Here is a 12371-nt window from a genome sequence, read left to right as displayed (position 1 = left end):
GGATGTTCCATCTTCGCGAGCAAGCTCGCTCCTACCCCCCCGAACGCAGGCTTCGCCAGCTGCTACAGGGAGTTGGGCTGCTTAGCGGGCAAAAAAAACCCCTGAAATCAGGGGGTTCTCTTAGTGCGGGGAGTAAACCGTCAGCATCTGTCCGGGCTTCAACGCCTGACCGACACGAGGATTCCAGCGCTTGAGGTGTTGCATTTCGACATTGAAGCGCTTGGCGACCATGTACAGCGAGTCGCCTTGCTGGACTTTGTATTGGGTCTGCGGCTTCTTTTTGTCTGCTTTGCTGTTGGCTGCCACAACGGTGTTGACTCGACCGCTGTTGCGTTTGGTCGTGTCCTGCATCACCAGCGTCTGGCCGACCTTGAGGTCCTTGCCGGTCAGTTTGTTCCAGCGCTGCAGATCCTTGACATCGACTTTGTTGGCCTTGGCGATGGTGCCCAGGTTGTCGCCACGCTTGACGCGGTAGGCGCGTTTGAGGCTGGCGACTTCGGAGTCATCAGCGCCTTCGAATACCGGCTTGAGCGACTTCTTGCTGATCAACTCCTCAGGACGCATGGTCGAAAGGCTTGCGGTCAGCAGCTGTGCCTTGGATGTCGGCACCAGCAAATGCTGGGGACCGTCGATGGTGGTGCGCTGCTTGAAGGCCGGGTTGAGCTGGAACAACTCGTCTTCGTCGATGTTGGCCACCTCGGCAACCTTGGACAGGTCCATGCGCTGGTTGATTTCGACGACCTGGAAATACGGTTGGTTGGCAATCGGGTTGAGGTTCACCCCGTAGGCCTCCGGCGCCAACACGACTTGCGAGAGTGCCAGCAGCTTCGGCACATAGGCCTGGGTTTCGGCAGGCAGCGGCAGGTTCCAGTAATCGGTCGGCAGGCCCAGCTTTTCATTGCGCTCGATGGCCCGGCTGACGGTGCCTTCACCGGCGTTGTAGGCCGCGAGGGCCAACAGCCAGTCACCGTTGAACATGTCATGCAGGCGAGTCAGGTAATCCATCGCCGCAGTGGTCGAGGCGGTGATATCGCGACGACCATCATAGAAACGGGTTTGACGCAGGTTGTAGTAACGTCCGGTGGAAGGGATGAATTGCCAAAGACCCACCGCGTCGGACCGGGAATAGGCCATCGGGTTGTAGGCGCTTTCAATCACTGGCAGCAGTGCCAGTTCCAGCGGCATGTTGCGTTCTTCAAGACGCTCGATGATGTAGTGAATGTACAGGCTGCCGCGTTCGCCGGCGTTTTCGAGAAAGGACGGGTTACTGGCGAACCATAGGCGCTGTTGCTCAATGCGCGGGTTAACGCCCAGCCCGTCCTGCAACTGGAAACCCTGGCGCATGCGCTCCCAGACATCCTGTGGAACTTGCGGGCTTGGTTTTTCGCTAAGCCAGACAGGTTTTTGCTTCGCTCGAGCCGCGATGTTCGGCGTGTGTGCCGCGTCGGTTTGCGGAACATGGCTCGAGCAGCCCGCCAATGTGGCGGACACAGCCACCGCTATGGCTTGAGCCAGGCGGGTCAATGCGTCTGAATTGATGGCTTTGCGAATAGATGACGACATTGGCTGGAAGTAAGTTCCGGGCAAAAATGTCGGGCGATTCTAGAAAGCGTACCCCCTGCGGTCAACCATTCAGAATTTCCGGACCATCACGCAAGCTGCTTAGAACGTATCTTTCCAAGCACGTAGTGCAGCAAAAACCGCACTCGGAGCCCGGTTATTGGTTCCCGTCCGTTCGTCCACTTTTTCTTTAACAGATGTTTCGCCGGTACGCAAAAACGGGTTTGTCCGCTTTTCGAGGGCGATGTTGGACGGCAGCGTGATGATTCCGGCTTCCCGTTCGCGGGTGACTTTTTCGAGGCGAGCCGCGGTGTCGGCGTTGCCCGGTTCGACCGCGGCGGCGAAACGCAGATTGCTCAGGGTGTATTCATGCGTGCAGTAAACCCGCGTATCTTCAGGAAGCGCCGCGAGGCGTGTCAGCGAGGTGTGCATTTGTTCGGGTGTCCCTTCAAACAACCGCCCACAACCCGCAGCGAACAGGGTGTCACCGCAAAATAGCAGACCGTGATGATAGAAGGCGATGTGACCCAGGGTGTGGCCGGGTACGGCGATGATGTCAAAGTCGCAGCCCAGCACACTGATTCGGTCGTTGTCCTTGAGGGCAATGTCCCGCGCCGGGATGGTTTCGCTGGCGGGGCCATAGACTTGCGCGTTTGTCGCTTTTTTCAGCTGTTCGACGCCGCCGACATGATCATGATGGTGATGTGTGATCAGAATATCGCTCAACACCCATTCCGGATTGGCCGCGAGCCAGGCCTGCACTGGCACGGCGTCACCCGGATCGACAACTGCACAGCGTCGGGTAAGGGGATCTTGTAACAACCAGATGTAGTTGTCGGTAAAGGCGGGCAGGGCACTGATCTGTATCATCGTCGGATTCGCCAAGCGGAAAACAATGGCGCATCTTAGAACTTCCTGGCGCGTTGGAGAATGCAATGACCGATAAAGCGTTCGCTCAGGCCGATCCTGACTGGCTGGCGTTGATCAGCGCGGCGCGAGAATGGCTGTCTGGCCCCCTTGGGCAATTTTTGCTGGACGAAGAGCGGCGCATGCTCGAAGACGAGCTGGGGCGTTTCTTCGGTGGCTATCTGGTGCATTACGGGCCATCGGCCCAGACACCGCCCTCGGCGCCGCAGGTGCAGCGCAATGTGCGGCTTGGCGCACCGTTGCCAGGGGTCGAGATTGTGTGCGAAGAGCAGGCCTGGCCTTTAAGCGAACATGCTGCCGATGTGGTGGTGTTGCAGCATGGGCTGGATTTCTGCCTGTCACCCCACGGTTTGTTGCGCGAAGCAGCCAGCAGCGTGCGCCCCGGTGGGCACCTTGTCATCATTGGCATCAATCCCTGGAGCAGTTGGGGTTTGCGGCATGTATTTGCCCATGACGCCTTGCGCAAGGCGCGCTGCATTTCCCCATCCCGGGTCGGCGACTGGCTGAACCTGCTGGGCTTCGCGCTGGAGAAACGCCGCTTCGGGTGCTATCGTCCGCCGATTGCGTCACCCGCCTGGCAAACCCGTCTGGCCGGTTGGGAGCGCAAGGCCGGTGACTGGCAATTGTCTGGCGGCGGCTTCTATTTATTGGTGGCGCGCAAGATCGTGGTGGGCCTGCGACCGGTCCGTCAGGTGCGGCGCGAACCGATGGGCAAGTTGATTCCGTTGCCGATGGCGAAGGTCAACCGTCGCCATATCGAGCCGTAAAACACTTTTTATATTCCCGGCCGGGATTGCCCCGGCCTCGGGCATCGTCGATCACCGATCGGCGAGCCACCGCATTTTCTGGATAGATTGGCATGAGCGATAGCGTAGAACTCTTCACCGACGGCGCCTGCAAAGGCAACCCTGGCCCAGGCGGCTGGGGCGCATTGCTGGTGTGCAAGGGCGTTGAAAAAGAACTTTGGGGCGGCGAAGCCAACACCACCAACAACCGCATGGAACTGATGGGCGCGATCCGCGGCCTGGAAGAGCTCAAGCGTTCTTGCGACGTGTTGCTGGTCACCGACTCGCAGTACGTGATGAAAGGCATCAACGAGTGGATGGACAACTGGAAGAAGCGTGGCTGGAAAACGGCGGCGAAAGAGCCGGTGAAAAACGCCGATTTGTGGAAGTTGCTCGACGAGCAGGTCAATCGCCACAACGTCACCTGGAAATGGGTGCGCGGGCACATTGGCCATCACGGCAACGAGCGTGCGGATCAACTCGCCAACCGTGGGGTGGATGAAGTGCGCGGGTACAAACAAGCCTGACAGTTGACCGCAATCCCCCTGTAGGAGCTGCCGAAGGCTGCGATCTTTTGATCTGGATCTTTTTGAGATCGCTGAAAATCAAGAGCCAGATCAAAAGATCGCAGCCTTCGGCAGCTCCTACAGTGACCGTGTTCACGACGTAAATCGTGAGCGTGTTAACATCGCCGTTTTTTGCACGAATGACCCGTTGAGAGCTGAGCACTGATGGCCACCAGATCCGTTGTACTCGATACCGAAACCACCGGCATGCCGGTGACCGACGGCCACCGGATTATCGAAATCGGTTGTGTCGAGTTGATCGGTCGGCGCCTGACGGGCCGGCATTTCCACGTTTACCTGCAACCGGATCGTGAAAGTGATGAAGGCGCCATCGGCGTCCACGGCATCACTAACGAGTTCCTGGTGGGCAAGCCGCGTTTCACTGAAGTGGCCGATGAGTTCTTCGAATTCATCAAGGGCGCGCAGCTGATCATCCATAACGCGGCGTTCGACGTTGGCTTCATTAACAACGAATTCGCCCTGATGGGTCAGCACGATCGTGCGGATATCACCCAGCATTGCTCGATCCTCGACACCCTGATGATGGCCCGGGAACGTCACCCTGGGCAGCGCAACAGCCTCGACGCCTTGTGCAAGCGTTATGGCGTCGACAACTCCGGTCGTGAACTGCACGGCGCGTTGCTCGACTCCGAGATTCTCGCCGACGTCTACCTGACCATGACGGGCGGCCAGACCAGCTTGTCGCTGGCGGGTAATGCCTCCGATGGCAATGGTTCGGGTGAAGGCGCCGACAACTCGGCTACCGAAATCCGGCGCCTGCCCGCCGATCGCCAGCCGACGCGGATCCTGCGCGCCAGCGAAGACGATCTGGCCCAACACGTGGCGCGTCTGGAGGCCATCGCTAAATCCGCTGGCGCCCCGTCGCTGTGGCAGCAACTGGCCGAGGCCAAGGCTCAGGCTTAAAGCGTAAAAGATCGCAGCCTTCGGCAGCTCCTACAGGGTATGTGGTCCATGTAGGAGCTGCCGAAGGCTGCGATCTTTTGATCTTCACAAACGCACCACCGGCGTGCACCCACCGACCCGCTTCGGGGCATCGCGCTCGCCACATGCGCTCGAACCCTCTACCCTGAGGTTATTGGCAGGCCACGGCCCGCCGCCTCAGGACACTGAGCCTCATGTATAAAGATTTGAAATTTCCGGTCCTGATCGTCCACCGCGACATCAAGGCCGACACGGTCGCCGGTGATCGCGTGCGTGGCATCGCCCGGGAGCTGGAGCAGGAAGGCTTCAGCATTGTCTCGGCAGTGGATTACACCGAAGGGCGTCTGGTCGCGTCGACCCATCACGGTCTCTCCTGCATGTTGATCGCCTCCGAAGACGCCAGTGCTCACTCCCATTTGTTACAGAACATGGCTGAATTGATCGGTCTCGCGCGAGTTCGTGCCCCGGATTTGCCGATCTTCGCCCTGGGCGAGCAGGTGACCCTGGAAAACGCGCCCGCCGATGCGATGGATGAACTCAATCAGCTGCGTGGTATTCTTTATCTGTTCGAAGACACCGTGCCGTTCCTGGCCCGTCAGGTCGCCCGCGCTGCGCGTAAATACCTCGATGGTCTGTTGCCACCGTTTTTCAAAGCGCTGGTTCAGCACACTGCCGATTCCAATTATTCCTGGCACACACCCGGTCATGGCGGCGGCGTGGCTTATCACAAAAGCCCGGTCGGCCAGGCGTTTCACCAGTTCTTCGGCGAAAACACCTTGCGTTCGGATTTGTCAGTGTCGGTGCCGGAGCTCGGTTCGCTGCTTGACCACACCGGCCCGCTGGCAGAAGCGGAAGCCCGGGCGGCCCGTAACTTCGGGGCTGATCACACCTTTTTCGTGATCAATGGCACCTCCACCGCCAACAAGATCGTCTGGCATTCCATGGTTGCTCGCGATGACCTGGTGCTGGTGGATCGCAACTGCCACAAGTCGGTGCTGCATTCGATCATCATGACCGGCGCTATTCCGCTGTATTTGTGCCCGGAGCGCAATGAGCTGGGGATCATCGGCCCAATCCCGCTGAGCGAATTCAGCCGCGAATCGATTCAGGCCAAGATCGACGCCAGCCCGCTGACCCAGGGGCGTGAACCCAAGGTCAAACTCGCGGTAGTGACCAATTCGACTTACGACGGCCTCTGCTACAACGCCGAGTTGATCAAGCAGAACCTGGGCAATAGCGTCGAAGTGCTGCATTTCGACGAGGCCTGGTATGCCTACGCGGCGTTTCACGAGTTTTTCGCCGGGCGTTACGGCATGGGCACTTCCCGCAGCGAAGACAGTCCGCTGGTGTTCACCACCCACTCCACCCACAAATTGCTGGCCGCGTTCAGTCAGGCCTCGATGATTCACGTCCAGGATGGCGGTGCGCGGCAGCTGGACCGCGATCGCTTTAACGAAGCGTTCATGATGCACATCTCCACGTCGCCGCAGTACAGCATCATCGCTTCGCTGGATGTGGCCTCGGCCATGATGGAAGGGCCGGCGGGGCGGTCGCTGTTGCAGGAAATGTTTGATGAGGCCCTGAGTTTTCGCCGGGCCCTGGCCAATCTGCGACAGCACATCGCTGCCGATGACTGGTGGTTTTCCATTTGGCAGCCGCCGTCGGTCGAAGGCATCAACCGCGTGGTGACCGAAGACTGGTTGCTGCAGCCCGATGCGGACTGGCACGGTTTCGGCGGGGTCACCGACGACTACGTACTGCTCGATCCGATCAAGGTCACGTTGGTCATGCCTGGCTTGACCGCTGGCGGCGCCTTGAGCGCGCGTGGGATTCCGGCGGCGGTGGTCAGCAAATTCCTCTGGGAACGTGGGCTTGTGGTCGAAAAGACCGGGCTGTATTCGTTTTTGGTGCTGTTTTCCATGGGCATCACCAAGGGCAAATGGAGCACGCTGCTGACCGAGTTGCTGGAGTTCAAGCGCAGCTACGACGCCAATGTCAGTCTGGCGACTTGCCTGCCCTGTGTGGCGCAACAGAACGTGGCGCGATATCAAGGCATGGGGTTGCGCGATCTTTGCGATCAACTGCACGCCTGTTATCGCAGTAATGCCACGGCCAAACACCTCAAGCGCATGTACACGGTGCTCCCGGAAATCGCCATGAAGCCGGCTGACGCCTATGATCAATTAGTGCGTGGCGACGTTGAGGCGGTATCGATCGATGCTCTGGACGGGCGGATCGCTGCCGTGATGCTGGTGCCATACCCGCCGGGGATCCCGTTGATCATGCCTGGCGAGCGTTTCACCGAGTCGACCCGCTCGATTATCGATTACCTGGCGTTTGCCCGTACATTCGACAGCAGCTTCCCGGGGTTTGTCGCTGATGTGCACGGCTTGCAACACGAAGACGAGGGCAATGGACGGCATTACACCGTCGATTGCATCAAGGAATGAGGACCTTTCCCAGTATGCAACCGCTCATGAATCCAAAATACCCAGGGCTGTCGGTGCGGGTTGCCGACGACGGCTTCGCCGCTTACATCTGGGGCAGCGATTTCAGTTTTGAAGTCGCGGCCTATGGCGCGCCCGAAATCGGCAAACCGGTGGAGCAGTGGCTGGTGACACCGATCACACCTTATCGCAAGTGCTACGGCATTGACCCCGAGGAGTTCAGCAGCTTCCGTGACGCGGCTGACAGCGCGATTTTCATGGCCTATCTCGATGACGAGCCGGTGGGCCATTTGGTGGTCAGCACCAACTGGAACGGCTTTGCCCATATCGACGAGTTGGCGGTGCATGCACCGGCGCGGCGACACGGCGTGGCCAAGGCGCTGCTGGATGTGGCGCAATTCTGGAGTCGAAAAAAGAAACTGCCGGGCATCATGCTCGAAACCCAGAACAACAACCTGGGCGCTTGCCGGCTCTACGAGCGTAGCGGTTATATGATTGGTGGGATCGATCATCTGCGCTATCGCGGCATCGACCCGAACACCGCGGAAGTGGCGCTGTTCTGGTATCGACTGTTTGAGAACCCGCTGGAAAACCCGCTTAACTCGCCAACATCGCCGCGGCTTGTTCCGTGACGATGTCCAGCAGTGCCTGAACGGTCGGTGATGGCTCGCCGTTCTTCAGGGTCAGGGCATACAGACTGATCGGCACGGCAGGCGCCAACGGGCACGCATCCAGTCCAGCCGACCTGGCGCCCAGGGCGGTGAAAGGGTCGACGATGGCCAGGCCTTCGCCGGCCTCGACCATGCTGCGCATCATCTGATGAGTCTGTACCCGGATCTGAATGACCGGGGCGGGGCGCAGGGTATGCAATTTATGATCGAGCGCCGGGCTCAACGGATCATGACCTTCCAGCCCCACCATCGACTGGCCCGCCAGATCCTGCAACGAGATGTATTTCTGCTTCGGTTGCAGCCAGCCATGAGGCGCCAGTAACTGAAGCTTGCCTTGGGCAATCACTTGGCAATGTATATCGGCGTGATCGGGATCATGCAGGCTCAACCCCAGATCGCTTTCGCGCAGCAGCAGGCTTTTGACGATGTCGCGGGTGGGTTGGCTCAGGAGGGTGCAAGGTGCGTCGGGCAGGCGTCGGCGGAGCGCCGCGATGCTCTGTGGCAACAGCTGCTGCGCCAGGGGCGGTGTGCAGATGATTCGTAGTGGCGGCGCCTGATATTGTTTCAGGCTGTTGGCCAGGCGCTGGACCGGTTCGAGCGCGTCGTAGACGTGGGCAATCTCGACTTGCAACTCCCGCGCCTCGCGAGTGGCCTGCAAGCGTCCACGCACGCTGGAAAACAGCATGAAACCCAACTGATCTTCAGCGTCACGCAGAATGCGTTCAACCTCGGCCACCGGCAACTGCAGCCATTCGGCTGCGGTACCCAGATGACCGGTCTGCAAGAGCGCCTGGATCACTTCGATATGACGTAAACGCATGCGTGAAGTCCATGTTCAGCAGGTGGGGAGTCAGTGACTGAATCCTAACCCATGTCCGCGCATATGACTTCTGCTCATAACACGCCGTTATGAGGCGACGTTGGTTTGCGTCACGCCAGCGACGTAGGTATCCGGTTCGCGAACGATGGTGACGTTCGATTGCACCAGCAAGAACTGGTTGTCATCGAGCTTGTTAACGCGGTCGCCAATGGCCAGCTTATAGGTGCTGACAGGCACGGAGCCGGTGAGACCGTCTGCCGGTGGGTTGGATTCCTGGAACTCATGCACGGAATAAACACGGCCTTCCGCGTCTCTTGCATGGAACTGACCGACGAGTACTGCTGCCATCTGCTTAGAACCTCTGGAGATAAATCACTCAATTTGCGGTTCTGTAGACCGTGATTGGGCGAAGTAAGTTTTCCTACAAGAAAAAAATAGTCAGGGGGCGGAAATTTCAGCCGTCCGCTGGTTGAATCGTCATCTATAACTACAAGCTCTTTCCATCGAACAGTCGAGAATCTTCCATGAGCAACGTCTATACGATCGCTGTACTGGTCGGCAGCTTGAGAAAGGAATCGATCAATCGCAAGGTTGCGCGGGCCCTGGTGGACCTGGCGCCGGCCAATCTCAAGCTCAATATCATCGAAATTGGCGATTTGCCACTCTACAACGAAGACATCGATGGTGCGTCACCGCCGGCAGCCTACAGCACTTTCCGGCAACAAGTGAGTTCATCCGACGCGGTGCTGTTTGTAACCCCGGAATACAACCGTTCGGTGCCGGCGCCACTGAAGAATGCAATTGACGTGGGTTCGCGTCCGTATGGTAAAAGCGCCTGGAATGGCAAACCCGCCGCGATCATCAGCGTTTCACCGGGAGCGATTGGCGGTTTTGGCGCTAACCACCATTTGCGCCAGTCCATGGTGTTTCTCAATGTGCCGTGCATGCAGCAACCCGAAGCCTATCTGAGCGGCGCCGGTTCGGCATTTGATGAGACGGGCAAACTGTCCGAGTCGGTGAAACCATTTTTGCAAAGCTTCATCAATGCTTATGGCCAGTGGGTCGAGCAGCACAAGAATATGTGACAACCCCTGTAGGAGCGAGCTTGCTCGCGATGGACGTTAACGATGACGCGTTCTTTCTGGATAAACGCGTTGCCTTCAACTCCATCGCGAGCAAGCTCGCTCCTACAGAGACGCTGCTACACCCATCGTATCGATCTGCGTTACTTTAGCGGCCCCTGATTGAAGGCTGCTTTTGCATGCTCATCGCGTCGTTGATTTTCCTGCTGACCATCACCTTGGTGATCTGGCAGCCCAAAGGCCTCGGTGTTGGCTGGAGTGCGGTGTTTGGCGCGGTGTTGGCGCTGATTTTTGGCGTGGTGCACCTGTCCGACATCCCGCTGGTGTGGCAGATCATCTGGAACGCCACGGGCACCTTCGTCGCACTGATCATCATTAGTCTACTGCTGGATGAGGCTGGGTTGTTTGCCTGGGCGGCGCTGCATGTGGCCCGTTGGGGGCGGGGCAGCGGACGCAAACTCTTTGCTTATATGGTGCTGCTCGGGGCACTGGTGTCGGCGCTGTTCGCCAATGACGGGGCGGCGCTGATTCTCACGCCCATCGTGATTTCCATGTTGCTGGCGTTGCGTTTTTCGCCCGCGGCGACCTTGGCGTTCGTCATGGGGGCCGGCTTCATTGCCGACACCGCCAGCTTGCCACTGGTGGTGTCGAACCTGGTGAACATCGTTTCCGCGGACTTCTTCCATATCAGCTTCAACCGCTACGCCGCGGTGATGATTCCCGTCAACCTGGTGAGTGTCGCGGCAACGCTTGCGGTGCTGATGGCGTACTTCCGTCGTGACATTCCCAAGGATTACGACCCCGAGCAGCTTGAATCTCCCCAGTCGGCGATCCATGACCGCGCGACGTTCTATGCCGGTTGGGTGGTCCTGGTGATTTTGTTGCTCGGCTGCTTTGCCCTGGAACCGCTGGGGATTCCGATCAGCGCGATTTCGGCGGTGTGCGCGGCGCTGCTGCTGGCCATTGCCGCCCGGGGTCACAAGATTTCCACGCGCAAAGTGATGAAAGAAGCGCCATGGCACATCGTGATTTTCTCGTTGGGCATGTACCTGGTGGTGTATGGCCTGCGCAATGCCGGGTTGACCGGGTATCTGGCCGGTTGGCTGGACGGCTTTGCCGGGTACGGCGTCTGGGGCGCGGCCATGGGCACGGGCGTGCTGACGGCGTTGCTGTCCTCGATCATGAACAATCTGCCGACGGTGCTGATCGGCCTGTTATCGATTGATGCGAGTCAGGCAACTGGAGTGGTGAAGGAGGCGATGGTCTACGCCAACGTCATCGGCAGCGATTTGGGGCCGAAAATCACCCCGATCGGCAGTCTGGCGACGTTGCTGTGGCTGCACGTGCTGGAGCGCAAAAGTATCCGGATTGGCTGGGGGTATTACTTCAAGGTCGGCATCGTATTGACGGTGCCGGTGTTGTTGGTGACTTTGGCGGCCTTGGCATTACGGCTATCCATCTAAACCGAGTTGACTCTAACCTTGTAGGAGCTGCCGAAGGCTGCGATCTTTTGATCTTGATCTTCTTTGGTTTCAAGATCGCTGAAGATCAAAAGATCGCAGCCTTCGGCAGCTCCTACAGGGGGGCTCAACCATTACCCGGCACATTCGGCCAAAGGTCCGCCACCAGAAACAGCCGCTCGGCCTCTTCCCATTCCCCGTTCGCATTCTCTGTCAGTCGAACCAGCAACTGCGCGGGTGCCAGCGGTTCCAGATCACTCCGCCACGCGTCCAACTGTTCAGTGTTCCAGGTCTGCTCGACAGGATAGTGCGCCGGCGCCAGCCAGGCGTGACGGGGCAGGGGCTGCCAGCGACCGAATGGCCGCTGCACAACAAATGACGGCCAATCCTTTTGATGCAACCAGCTACCGCGCAAATGCTGCGGATGGGCGCCGCTGGGGGGCTCGGCCTGTCCCGGCCATGGGTACAGCAAATAGCCGCCCAGCCACAAATGTGCGCTGAACTGCTGAATATCCAGCGCTGCCAGCACCTCGCGGCTTTCCGGTCTTGCGGAAATCGGCAACTGATGCTGGGCCAGGTGCGCCAATTTGCGGTCCAGCCGATCGTGGCAGCCCGGGCCGAGCCATTGCGCGGTGTCGTGTCCGTCGCCATCTTGCGGGCCGAGGTAAAGTTTGATTGCCAATTCCAGATGATGCACGCCGTCACGATCACGCAGCAGCATGTCCAGCTCGCCCAAGGTATGCCCCTCGCGGCGGATTGGCATATTGGCGGCGATCAGCTCGATGCCCGGCGCATGCCGCACGGCGTATTGCCACAGACGCTCGTAATACAAACCCAGCCGCCGGGTTCGCGCCTGGGCCAGCCAGTGCAGCAAGTCATAACTGTCGTGATCGAGTTGCCGCAACCACCGCTCCAGACGTTCCGGTGCCTGTACCCAATCGCTGCCGGCCAGCGGATGGCGCTGCGGCCACGGCGTGTCGCTGAGCATCGGCGGCGCGAGGATGACCCACGCCAGGTCACGCACTTCGGGGTGGCGTAACTGGTGGGGTAACTGCAGCAAATCTGGAAATAGGATCATCTTGCGAGCATAGCCTTAAACAGGAGTACATCC

Annotated in this window: 12 protein-coding genes; 7 read left to right on the top strand and 5 right to left on the bottom strand. The window is 59.1% G+C overall.

The annotated features are described in order from the left end of the window. Positions 1-120: 120 nt before the first annotated feature. Together JFU37_RS17745 and gloB are read right to left on the bottom strand one after the other, a co-directional pair. Positions 121-1563 carry a transglycosylase SLT domain-containing protein gene (locus tag JFU37_RS17745; protein ID WP_201116860.1) on the bottom strand — a complete coding sequence of 481 codons (1443 nt, stop codon included), beginning with the start codon at positions 1561-1563 and terminating at the stop codon, positions 121-123. Positions 1564-1662: 99 nt separating this feature from the next. After that, complete coding sequence (gloB, locus tag JFU37_RS17740) at positions 1663-2430, bottom strand: hydroxyacylglutathione hydrolase (RefSeq protein WP_201116859.1); 768 nt, start codon at positions 2428-2430, stop codon at positions 1663-1665. 65 nt (positions 2431-2495) lie between these two features. On the opposite strand from gloB, the gene JFU37_RS17735 reads away from it, so the two are divergent. The 5 genes from JFU37_RS17735 to JFU37_RS17715 all read left to right on the top strand — a co-directional run bounded on the left by JFU37_RS17735 (position 2496) and on the right by JFU37_RS17715 (position 7859). Further along, on the top strand, positions 2496-3254 hold the full coding sequence (locus JFU37_RS17735) for a class I SAM-dependent methyltransferase (protein ID WP_201116857.1): 759 nt from the start codon (positions 2496-2498) through the stop codon (positions 3252-3254). A gap of 92 nt (positions 3255-3346) precedes the next feature. Continuing rightward, positions 3347-3799 (top strand): ribonuclease HI, encoded by a 453-nt coding sequence (rnhA, locus tag JFU37_RS17730; protein WP_008028618.1) that lies wholly within the window; start codon positions 3347-3349, stop codon positions 3797-3799. A gap of 204 nt (positions 3800-4003) precedes the next feature. After that, the gene (dnaQ, locus tag JFU37_RS17725) at positions 4004-4762 is read left to right on the top strand and encodes a DNA polymerase III subunit epsilon (RefSeq protein ID WP_201116856.1); all 759 of its coding nucleotides are present in this window, start codon (positions 4004-4006) and stop codon (positions 4760-4762) included. 212 nt (positions 4763-4974) lie between these two features. Next, positions 4975-7230, top strand: a complete 2256-nt coding sequence (locus tag JFU37_RS17720; protein ID WP_201116855.1) for an Orn/Lys/Arg family decarboxylase — start codon at positions 4975-4977, stop codon at positions 7228-7230. Positions 7231-7244: 14 nt separating this feature from the next. Continuing rightward, positions 7245-7859 carry a GNAT family N-acetyltransferase gene (locus JFU37_RS17715; RefSeq protein WP_201116854.1) on the top strand — a complete coding sequence of 205 codons (615 nt, stop codon included), beginning with the start codon at positions 7245-7247 and terminating at the stop codon, positions 7857-7859. Here JFU37_RS17715 and JFU37_RS17710 read toward each other — a convergent pair. Next, positions 7825-8718, bottom strand: a complete 894-nt coding sequence (locus JFU37_RS17710) for a LysR family transcriptional regulator (RefSeq protein ID WP_201116853.1) — start codon at positions 8716-8718, stop codon at positions 7825-7827. The two genes, JFU37_RS17715 and JFU37_RS17710, sit on opposite strands and share 35 nt — an antisense overlap. A gap of 87 nt (positions 8719-8805) precedes the next feature. Then, a complete protein-coding gene (locus JFU37_RS17705) occupies positions 8806-9066 on the bottom strand; it encodes a hypothetical protein (protein WP_201116852.1) in 261 nt (86 codons plus the stop codon). Between the two features lie 176 nt (positions 9067-9242). Here JFU37_RS17705 and JFU37_RS17700 point away from each other — a divergent pair, with 176 nt between their 5' ends. Together JFU37_RS17700 and JFU37_RS17695 are read left to right on the top strand one after the other, a co-directional pair. After that, a complete protein-coding gene (locus tag JFU37_RS17700) occupies positions 9243-9803 on the top strand; it encodes an NADPH-dependent FMN reductase (protein ID WP_201116851.1) in 561 nt (186 codons plus the stop codon). A 176-nt stretch (positions 9804-9979) separates the two neighbouring features. After that, positions 9980-11263, top strand: coding sequence for an arsenic transporter (locus JFU37_RS17695; protein WP_201116849.1), 1284 nt, complete (start codon positions 9980-9982; stop codon positions 11261-11263). Between the two features lie 124 nt (positions 11264-11387). Here JFU37_RS17695 and JFU37_RS17690 read toward each other — a convergent pair whose 3' ends face one another. Continuing rightward, positions 11388-12338 carry a DUF1853 family protein gene (locus JFU37_RS17690; protein ID WP_201116848.1) on the bottom strand — a complete coding sequence of 317 codons (951 nt, stop codon included), beginning with the start codon at positions 12336-12338 and terminating at the stop codon, positions 11388-11390. Positions 12339-12371 lie beyond the last annotated feature (33 nt).

This window comes from Pseudomonas sp. TH41, from assembly GCF_016650695.1.
In the GTDB taxonomy this organism is placed as follows: Bacteria; Pseudomonadota; Gammaproteobacteria; order Pseudomonadales; family Pseudomonadaceae; genus Aquipseudomonas.
Note: the sequence above shows the minus strand (reverse complement) of the source record. Positions and strands in the feature narration are given on the sequence as shown.

Coding starts and splice junctions, on each gene's coding strand:
- JFU37_RS17735 (WP_201116857.1), top strand. CDS start 2,496: ATGACCGATAAAGCGTTCGCTCAGGCCGATCCTGACTGGCTGGCGTTG.
- JFU37_RS17745 (WP_201116860.1), bottom strand. CDS start 1,563: ATGTCGTCATCTATTCGCAAAGCCATCAATTCAGACGCATTGACCCGC.
- JFU37_RS17710 (WP_201116853.1), bottom strand. CDS start 8,718: ATGCGTTTACGTCATATCGAAGTGATCCAGGCGCTCTTGCAGACCGGT.
- gloB (WP_201116859.1), bottom strand. CDS start 2,430: ATGATACAGATCAGTGCCCTGCCCGCCTTTACCGACAACTACATCTGG.
- JFU37_RS17695 (WP_201116849.1), top strand. CDS start 9,980: ATGCTCATCGCGTCGTTGATTTTCCTGCTGACCATCACCTTGGTGATC.
- JFU37_RS17700 (WP_201116851.1), top strand. CDS start 9,243: ATGAGCAACGTCTATACGATCGCTGTACTGGTCGGCAGCTTGAGAAAG.
- JFU37_RS17715 (WP_201116854.1), top strand. CDS start 7,245: ATGCAACCGCTCATGAATCCAAAATACCCAGGGCTGTCGGTGCGGGTT.
- rnhA (WP_008028618.1), top strand. CDS start 3,347: ATGAGCGATAGCGTAGAACTCTTCACCGACGGCGCCTGCAAAGGCAAC.
- JFU37_RS17690 (WP_201116848.1), bottom strand. CDS start 12,338: ATGATCCTATTTCCAGATTTGCTGCAGTTACCCCACCAGTTACGCCAC.
- JFU37_RS17705 (WP_201116852.1), bottom strand. CDS start 9,066: ATGGCAGCAGTACTCGTCGGTCAGTTCCATGCAAGAGACGCGGAAGGC.
- JFU37_RS17720 (WP_201116855.1), top strand. CDS start 4,975: ATGTATAAAGATTTGAAATTTCCGGTCCTGATCGTCCACCGCGACATC.
- dnaQ (WP_201116856.1), top strand. CDS start 4,004: ATGGCCACCAGATCCGTTGTACTCGATACCGAAACCACCGGCATGCCG.